The organism is Confluentibacter sediminis (assembly GCF_003258355.1).
Classification (GTDB): Bacteria; Bacteroidota; Bacteroidia; order Flavobacteriales; family Flavobacteriaceae; genus Confluentibacter; species Confluentibacter sediminis.
Map to the genome: position 1 here is coordinate 233,248 of NZ_QKPO01000007.1, position 6,790 is coordinate 240,037.

8 protein-coding genes are annotated in these 6,790 nt (G+C 33.0%); 2 read left to right on the forward strand and 6 right to left on the reverse strand.

Annotation, left to right across the window (positions count from 1 at the left end; translation table 11 throughout):
- The first annotated feature begins 60 nt into the window (after positions 1–60).
- Complete coding sequence (locus DKT72_RS08085) at positions 61–1,245, forward strand: asparagine synthetase B (RefSeq protein WP_111308226.1); 1,185 nt, start codon at positions 61–63, stop codon at positions 1,243–1,245.
- A 1-nt stretch (position 1,246) separates the two neighbouring features.
- Here the strand turns inward: DKT72_RS08085 and DKT72_RS08090 are convergent, their stop codons facing one another.
- Positions 1,247–1,690 (reverse strand): hypothetical protein, encoded by a 444-nt coding sequence (locus tag DKT72_RS08090; RefSeq protein WP_111308227.1) that lies wholly within the window; start codon positions 1,688–1,690, stop codon positions 1,247–1,249.
- 139 nt (positions 1,691–1,829) lie between these two features.
- Here DKT72_RS08090 and DKT72_RS08095 point away from each other — a divergent pair, with 139 nt between their 5' ends.
- Complete coding sequence (locus tag DKT72_RS08095; protein ID WP_111308228.1) at positions 1,830–2,252, forward strand: secondary thiamine-phosphate synthase enzyme YjbQ; 423 nt, start codon at positions 1,830–1,832, stop codon at positions 2,250–2,252.
- Here the strand turns inward: DKT72_RS08095 and DKT72_RS08100 are convergent.
- From DKT72_RS08100 to thrS, 5 genes are all read right to left on the reverse strand, one after another.
- The gene (locus DKT72_RS08100; RefSeq protein ID WP_111308229.1) at positions 2,249–3,064 is read right to left on the reverse strand and encodes an HAD family hydrolase; all 816 of its coding nucleotides are present in this window, start codon (positions 3,062–3,064) and stop codon (positions 2,249–2,251) included. The two genes, DKT72_RS08095 and DKT72_RS08100, sit on opposite strands and share 4 nt — an antisense overlap.
- A 147-nt stretch (positions 3,065–3,211) precedes the next feature.
- Positions 3,212–3,556: a 50S ribosomal protein L20 gene (gene rplT, locus DKT72_RS08105; protein WP_100609851.1), complete on the reverse strand. Its 345-nt coding sequence runs from the start codon at positions 3,554–3,556 to the stop codon at positions 3,212–3,214.
- 182 nt (positions 3,557–3,738) lie between these two features.
- The gene (gene rpmI / locus DKT72_RS08110) at positions 3,739–3,936 is read right to left on the reverse strand and encodes a 50S ribosomal protein L35 (protein WP_111308230.1); all 198 of its coding nucleotides are present in this window, start codon (positions 3,934–3,936) and stop codon (positions 3,739–3,741) included.
- Positions 3,937–3,995: 59 nt separating this feature from the next.
- Positions 3,996–4,544: a translation initiation factor IF-3 gene (infC, locus tag DKT72_RS08115; RefSeq protein ID WP_220628103.1), complete on the reverse strand. Its 549-nt coding sequence runs from the start codon at positions 4,542–4,544 to the stop codon at positions 3,996–3,998.
- Between the two features lie 28 nt (positions 4,545–4,572).
- Complete coding sequence (gene thrS, locus DKT72_RS08120) at positions 4,573–6,507, reverse strand: threonine--tRNA ligase (protein WP_111308232.1); 1,935 nt, start codon at positions 6,505–6,507, stop codon at positions 4,573–4,575.
- Positions 6,508–6,790: the final 283 nt, after the last annotated feature.

Below are 6,790 nucleotides of genomic sequence, written 5' to 3' on the forward strand. Positions count from 1 at the left end.
TCTATCATATTATTTCTATTCTTTTCCATACATACATTTGCATCGTATGTGTTAATTCCTATGGATACAGAGGGACAAAAAAATCATTTAAAAGCTTATGGTATTACCTATTGGGTACTTAGTAAAGAGCTTAAGGTAAAATGGTTGCTTAATTACAGAGGTGGTTCCTTTTTGTTGCCAGATACTTCAGAGATTCAAAAAGAATGTCAAATTAGAGGGGTCTCGTTTGAAGTACTTTCAGATTCAAAAACCGAAAGTATTTTAGAAGACATCAGTAGCCCAAGTCAAAATATGGAAGCGGTCGTTTTGGAAAAAGCCCCAAAAATAGCAGTGTATACACCTAATGGAAAACAACCTTGGGATGATGCTGTAACTATGGTGTTGCAATATGCCGAAATTCCTTATGAAACTGTTTATGATGAAGAAGTTTTAAATGACGGACTTTTGGCTTTTGATTGGTTGCATCTACACCACGAAGATTTTACGGGACAATATGGCAAATTTTATGGATCCTACAGAGCTGCGTCATGGTATATAGAAGAAAAAAAAGCAGCTGAAGAATTAGCTCAAAAATTAGGTTATAACAAAGTATCTCAGGAAAAATTAGCGGTAGCTTTAAAAATTAGAGATTATGTGATTGGTGGTGGATTTATGTTTGCTATGTGCAGTGCCGCTGACAGTTTTGATATAGCATTAGCCGCCGAAGGATTAGATATTTGTGAACCTATGTTTGATGGAGATGCCAGTGACCCGGGATATCAAAACAAAGTAGATTATAATAAAACATTTGCATTTACTAATTTCACGTTAGAACAAAGCCCCATGGTTTATGAGTTTTCTTCCATTGACATGACTCAAAAAAGAATGATAACATCTACTAGCGATTATTTTTCTTTAATGGAATTTTCTGCAAAATGGGATCCCATTCCCACCATGTTATGCCAAAACCATACAGCATTGGTAAAGGGATTTATGGGACAAACCACATCTTTTACCAGAGATGAAATAAAATCGAACGTATTAGTAATGGGTGAGAGCAAAATTAATGGTGAAGCCAAATACATTCATGGTATTAAAGGGAAAGGCTTTTTTACGTTTTATGGAGGTCATGATCCAGAAGATTACCAACATAGGGTAGGGGATGCAAAAACAGAACTCGACTTACACCCTAACTCTCCTGGATATAGACTTATATTAAATAATATATTATTTCCTGCCGCAAGAAAAAAGAAACAGAAAACATAATTTAATTTTCAACAATAACTGTTTTATTGAAAGTGTAGATGTAACCATCTGTAGCAGAGCCACTAGATTTTAAATTTTGATTTATGGTTAAGGTATTACCAGAATTTGTAATAGTTATTTTGCCAACCTCATTAGAATTTATTTTTATGTATGCATCACTACCAACTTCAACAATAGTATAGGAATAAGTACCAGAATCTAACCCATCTTCAATAGAAGTATCGGTATTTGTATTTGAAACAGTGAGTGTGGAAGTTGCATCCCTAAATTCCCAGACTATTTTATTAGCAGGGAAATCATTATCAACACCAGAAACACCTCCACTAACATTTTTTAAATGCCAAAGTACCCTTGTTACTTTAGGGATGTCATTATCAACACTATCAAGGGAACAATTTGTTAAAGCAAAAAAACTAATGCAAGCGATTATTAAAGAATATTTCATGTTATTTTTATTAAGATTTTGTTATACTTGTTTTTTATCTAGATGGAATAAAATAAAAAAGGTTGCGTGTTTAAAACCTAAAAATATAGATTCTATTAGAAATTATAGTTGAAATTTTAATTTTTTAATAAGTATATCAATGAAATTTTATCAAAAACAATTAAAGTTAAAACCACACTCAAGAGGATTTCATTTAATTACCAATGACATTGTAGAAGCTTTATCTGAAATCAAAGATATAAATGTAGGACAATTGCAGGTATTTATTAAACATACATCGGCTAGTTTAACGATTAATGAAAACGCCGATTATACGGTAAGAGGAGATTTTGAAAGACATTTTAATGTGATGGTTCCAGAAAACACTTCTTATTACGTACACACTTATGAGGGAAGTGACGATATGCCTGCTCATATAAAAGCATCATTGCTTGGAGCTTCTGTCAACATACCCATTACCAATGGTAAATTGAATTTAGGAATTTGGCAAGGGATTTATTTATGCGAACATAGAAATAACGGAGGTGGCAGAGAACTTGTAATTACAGCTTTTGGAAATTAATTATTATAACTTTTTTTAGCTTCTATAAGTTTTTCTAAAATAATTTCTACACCAAAGTTATTGTTGCTTTTAGTTTCAAATTTTGCAATTTCCTTGACGTTTTCATGTGCATTTTCCATCGCAAAACTGTAAGTGGCAAGTTTTAGCATTTCGATATCATTATTGTAATCGCCAAAAATCAATGTTTCTTTAGAAGAGATATTATAGGTTTTTTGAAGCAATTCAATAGCATGTCCTTTATTAGCCAAATCATCAGAAAGATCTACCCAATGCTTACCTGAAATTTTTACTTTATAGTTTGGTTCTAAATGTTTAAAATGGGGATATATGTATTTTTCAGAATCTATATCATGATATAACGCAATTTTTATAATGTCCTCCTCAACTTCGCAGATACTGTCAATGACTGTAAAGTTGGGATAATATTCAGATAATAGTTTGATATATCCATTGGAAGCGTTTTTAAAATATGCTTTTAACTTGGTACAAAAAACAGGATGAATATGATTGTTTGAGTTTATTAGCGATTCAACCTGCGATAAATATTCTTTTCTTATAGGCGTTGATAATAGAAGATTTTCTTTTTCAATGACAATACCTCCGTTTTCTGCTACAATGATGATCTCGTCTTTAATAGAGTCTAGCTTTTCTGTGATGCTATAATAAGGCCTTCCGCTGGCGGCTACAAAAAGAATGTTGTGTTTTTTTAGTTCTTTAAATAAATCAAAAAATAAGCTGCTAACTTCATGATTTGAATTAAGTAAAGTTCCATCCATATCCGATACAACTAACTTGATTTGGGATAAATCCATATAAATGTATTATTAAAGTGCAATATTAAGATTACTGTATTTGACAGACGTCTCTAAAATGTTAATTTGTTTAAAATGAAAAATCCGATTCAATTAGAACCGGATTTTTATTAAGCGAATAATATGTTTTACAATAGGCGAAACGCCTTATTTTATTTTCTCTACTACAGCTTTAAAAGCCTCTGGGTTATTCATAGCTAAATCGGCTAAAACTTTACGGTTTAGTTCAATATCATTAGCTTTTAATTTTCCCATAAATTGAGAATACGATAATCCATACGCTCTGGCTCCTGCGTTTATACGCGTAATCCATAAAGCACGGAATGATCTCTTTTTGTTTCTACGGTCTCTATACGAATATAACATCGCTTTATCAACCGCGTTTTTTGCTACTGTCCAAACGTTCTTACGACGTCCGAAAAAGCCTTTTGCTTGTTTTAGAACCTTTTTTCTTCTGGCTCTTTTTGCTACAGAATTTACTGATCTTGGCATAATTTTTTAATTGTTTTTGTAGTAGGCGGTTTTTTAGTTTATAGCTTTTGGTTGTTTTTAGTCTAATCCATTTTTGAATTTAGATTGGAAACTTTCAACTTTCAACTTTCAACTTTCAACTTTCAACTCTTTTATAGGCCTATCTCCAGGGTTTATAATTTATTTAACCGGTTAAAAGGTTGTTACTTTAAACGTAACATCAATTTAACATTATTCTCATCCGCCTTGTTTACTAATGTATCATGCGTTAAAGCAAGCTTACGCTTTTTAGACTTCTTTGTTAAGATGTGACTCTTAAAAGCGTGCTTTCTTTTAATTTTACCAGTACCTGTTAGTTTAAAACGTTTTTTGGCACTAGATTTTGTTTTCATTTTAGGCATCTTTTCTCCTAGTTTTAATTAATTCGCTTAATTATTTTTAAATCCTGATTTCAGGGTATTTATTTTTTTGGAGCTAAAAACATGGTCATACGCTTACCTTCTAATTTAGGCATTTGTTCAACCTTTCCAAACTCTTCTAAATCTTGAGCTAGTTTTAATAATAATATCTGACCTTGCTCTTTAAATATGATGGAGCGTCCTTTAAAAAACACAAAAGCCTTCAACTTTGCACCTTCTTTTAAGAACTTCTCAGCATGTTTCTTTTTAAATTCGTAATCATGGTCATCTGTTTGGGGACCAAAACGAATTTCTTTTATAATCACTTTGGTTGCTTTAGCCTTTATGACTTTATCCCGTTTCTTTTGTTCATAAAGAAACTTTTTATAGTCCATAACCTTACAAACAGGAGGGTCGGCATTAGGTGAAATCTCTACGAGATCCAATGCTTGCTCTTCAGCTATTTTTAAAGCATCTCTAGTAGAATAAACTCCTATTTCAACGTTTTCACCAACTAAACGAACGTTTGGTGCATTGATTTTAGAGTTAATCTTGTGCTTATCCTCTTGCGAAACCCTTGAATTGGGCTGACTTCTTCTTCTAATTGCTATGGCTTTATCTTTTTTAAGTTAAACTTTTTTAAAACTGTTTTAATGTTTTATTTATTTCTGTTTCAATGATTTTAGAAAATTCTTCAACAGTAATCATTCCTAAATCGTCTCCACCGTGCTTACGCACTGTTATTTTGTTTTGTTCTTGTTCTTGCTCTCCAATAATTAACATGAAAGGGTATTTTTGCATTTCGGCTTCCCGAATTTTTTTACCTATCGTTTCATTCCTATTATCAACAAGGGCGCGAATTTCGTCATTTTCTAGCAAATTTAAAACTTTTTCTGCGTATTTTTCATATTTCTCGCTAAGAGATAATATGACAACCTGTTTTGGCATAAGCCAAAGTGGGAAGTTTCCGCCTGTATGTTCCAATAATAATGCGACAAAACGTTCCATGCTTCCAAAAGGGGCCCTATGAATCATTACTGGTCTGTGTAGTTCATTATCACTGCCTTTGTAGGTTAAATCAAATCGTTCGGGGAGGTTATAATCGACTTGGATAGTGCCTAATTGCCAACGCCTTCCTAGGGCGTCTTTTACCATAAAATCTAATTTTGGACCATAAAAAGCAGCTTCACCTTCTTCAATAACAAAATCTAACCCTTTATCTGTAGCAGCATTAATGATGGCTTGTTCTGCTTTCTCCCAGTTTTTTATCTCTCCTATATATTTATCAGGATTTTTAGGATCTCTAACAGATACTTGAGCCGTAAAGTTATCAAAACCCAAAGAACCGAATACATAAAGAACCAAATCAATAACGTTTTTAAACTCTTGGTCTAATTGGTCTGGTGTACAAAATAAGTGAGCATCATCTTGAGTGAACCCTCTAACCCGTGTTAATCCATGCAATTCACCACTTTGCTCATATCTGTAAACGGTACCAAATTCGGCATAACGCTTAGGCAAATCTTTATAAGACCATTGGCTTGTATTGTAAATTTCACAATGGTGAGGGCAATTCATGGGTTTTAGCAAAAACTCTTCATCCTCTTTTGGGGTATGTATTGGTTGAAAACTATCAGCTCCATATTTAGCATAATGCCCAGAAGTAACGTACAGTTCTTTTTGACCGATATGAGGTGTTACCACCATTTCATAACCTGCTTTTTTTTGAGCTTTCTTTAAAAAGTTCTCCAAACGTTCACGTAAAGCAGCTCCTTTAGGTAGCCATAAAGGCAAGCCTTGCCCAACTTTTTTTGAAAAAGCGAATAACTCAAGTTCTTTTCCTAGTTTTCTGTGGTCACGCTTTTTAGCTTCTTCTAAAAAGTTTAAATATTCTGTAAGATCTTTTTGTTTTGGGAATGAGATAGCATAAACTCTTGTCAATTGCTTATTCTTTTCGTCACCTCTCCAATAAGCACCGGCAATAGATAAGATTTTTACGGCTTTTATAATCTCTGTGTTAGGGATGTGTCCACCGCGACACAAATCAGTAAAGGTAGCATGGTCACAAAAAGTAATAGTCCCATCTTCAAGATTTTCAATAAGCTCTGTTTTAAACTCATTACCTTTATATATAGATAAAGCTTCGGCTTTTGTAACAGACCTCATTTTAAAGTCGTGTTTGCCTCTAGCAATCTCAATCATTTTATCCTCGATAGCTTTAAAATCTTTGTCGGAAATTGAATAGTCTCCAAAATCGACATCATAATAAAATCCATTTTCAATAGCGGGACCTATGGTTAGTTTAACGCCTGGGTATAATTCTTCAATAGCTTGAGCCAATACGTGGGCAGACGAATGCCAAAATGCTTTTTTGCCTTCATCAGTAGTCCATGTGTATAAAACCAAAGAGCCATCGGTTGTTAACGGTGTTACTGTTTCAACAGTTGTACCATTAAAATTAGCAGAAATGACATTTCTTGCAAATCCTTCACTGATGCTTTTAGCAACATCCATAGGAGTCACGTTCTCATGAAACTCCTTGACACTTCCATCTGGCAATGTTATATGTATCATTAAAATAAATTAAATTCAGTGTGCAAATATAGTAGTATATACAAATACACACAATATATATATAGGTATTTATATATAGGTGTTATCATTTTGATTTTTTATTAGTGTGACTTCTTGATTTTTTATTAGTGTGACTTCGCTTGGTGAGCTGTTTTGTGGTTGTTACATCTTTTGTTTTTATAATAACAAGGAGGAGACTTCCATTAGGCTAGTTTTAGACAATGCCATAAAAGGGTTTCAGGATAATAAAACGATATCGTATTTAAGGGTTAAATTGGGAAAA

Excerpts from the sequence above, each read along its gene's own strand:
- DKT72_RS08085 (WP_111308226.1), top strand. The coding sequence starts at position 61 with ATGGATACAGAGGGACAAAAAAATCATTTAAAAGCTTATGGTATTACC.
- DKT72_RS08090 (WP_111308227.1), bottom strand. The coding sequence starts at position 1,690 with ATGAAATATTCTTTAATAATCGCTTGCATTAGTTTTTTTGCTTTAACA.
- DKT72_RS08095 (WP_111308228.1), top strand. The coding sequence starts at position 1,830 with ATGAAATTTTATCAAAAACAATTAAAGTTAAAACCACACTCAAGAGGA.
- DKT72_RS08100 (WP_111308229.1), bottom strand. The coding sequence starts at position 3,064 with ATGGATTTATCCCAAATCAAGTTAGTTGTATCGGATATGGATGGAACT.
- rplT (WP_100609851.1), bottom strand. The coding sequence starts at position 3,556 with ATGCCAAGATCAGTAAATTCTGTAGCAAAAAGAGCCAGAAGAAAAAAG.
- rpmI (WP_111308230.1), bottom strand. The coding sequence starts at position 3,936 with ATGCCTAAAATGAAAACAAAATCTAGTGCCAAAAAACGTTTTAAACTA.
- thrS (WP_111308232.1), bottom strand. The coding sequence starts at position 6,507 with ATGATACATATAACATTGCCAGATGGAAGTGTCAAGGAGTTTCATGAG.